The 1223-nt window shown below is 63.7% G+C and carries 1 protein-coding gene and 1 pseudogene; both read left to right on the top strand.

Annotation, left to right across the window (positions count from 1 at the left end; genetic code table 11):
- A pseudogene (locus AC097L_RS25035) lies at positions 1 to 268 on the top strand (hypothetical protein); the annotation flags it as partial.
- Positions 269 to 377: 109 nt separating this feature from the next.
- Positions 378 to 1223: ABC transporter substrate-binding protein (locus tag AC097L_RS25030; protein ID WP_479589417.1), on the top strand; the 846-nt coding region annotated here is incomplete at its 3' end.

Raw genomic sequence — 1223 nt, 5'->3', positions numbered from 1 at the left:
GACCGGCCGCCCGGTATTCACCATCGCCGAAGAAGTCGAAGCCTCGCTGGGGGCCGCGCAACTGGCCGCCTATGGTGTGGGCCTGATTGATGCCGCCACGGTGCGCAAGGGCTGGGTGCAGCTCACCCCCCGCGCCCAGCCGCAGGAACCGGCCCGCAGCACCTATGCCGCACTGTTCAAGCTGTATGTGGCGCTGTACCCCACGCTCAAACCGGTGATGCACCAGTTGCGCCAGATCAGTGTGGATTCCGCTTCTGCTGTGCACTAGAGCTCAATCGATTGTGCGACTACCCAACTATGGAAGGAATGACCTGCCCATGCCCTGAACACCCCAGCCCCGCCTTTGAGAAGACCAATTACATAAACCGGAGATAGACATGAAGATTCGTACCCTGACCCGCCTTGCATCCCTGACCGCCCTCGTCCTGGGCAGCACCGCGCTGTATGCCCAGACCATCGCCCCCGCCAAGATCGCGTTCCTGATGCCCGACCAGTCGTCCACCCGCTACGAAGAGCACGACAGCCCCGGCTTCAAGGCCGAAATGAAGAAGCTCTGCGCCGCCTGCGAAGTGCTCTACCAAAACGCCGACGGCGACGCATCGCGCCAGCAGCAACAGTTCAACGCCATGATCTCGCAGGGCGTAAAAGCCATCGTGCTGGACCCGGTGGATTCCACCGCTGCCGCCTCGCTGGTCAAGCAGGCCCAGGCCAAGGGCATCAAGGTGGTGGCCTATGACCGCCCCATTCCCGCAGCCAAGGCCGACTACTACGTGTCGTTCAACAACGAAGGCATCGGCAAAGCCATTGCCGACTCGCTGGTGGCGCGCCTCAAGGCCGCAGGCGTGAAGCCGGGCGAAGGCGGTGTGCTGCAGGTCAACGGCTCGCCCACCGATGCGGCAGCAGGCCTGATCAAGAAGGGTATCCACGCCGGGCTGGACAACAGCGGCTACAAAATCTTGGCCGAATACGACACACCCGACTGGGTGCCCGCCAAGGCCCAGCAGTGGGTGAGCGGCCAGATTGCGCGCTTCGGCAAGCAGATCGTGGGCGTGGTGGCCGCCAATGACGGCACCGGCGGTGGCGCAATTGCCGCCTTCAAGGCCGCAGGCGTGAACCCCGTGCCGCCGGTGTCGGGCAACGACGCGACCATCGCTGCGCTGCAACTCATCATTGCCGGTGACCAGTACAACACCATCTCCAAGCCCAGCGAAATCGTGGCGGCT

It is taken from the genome of Rhodoferax sp. RT5P35 (assembly GCF_056521385.1).
This window is presented reverse-complemented; position numbering and strand designations above follow the sequence as displayed.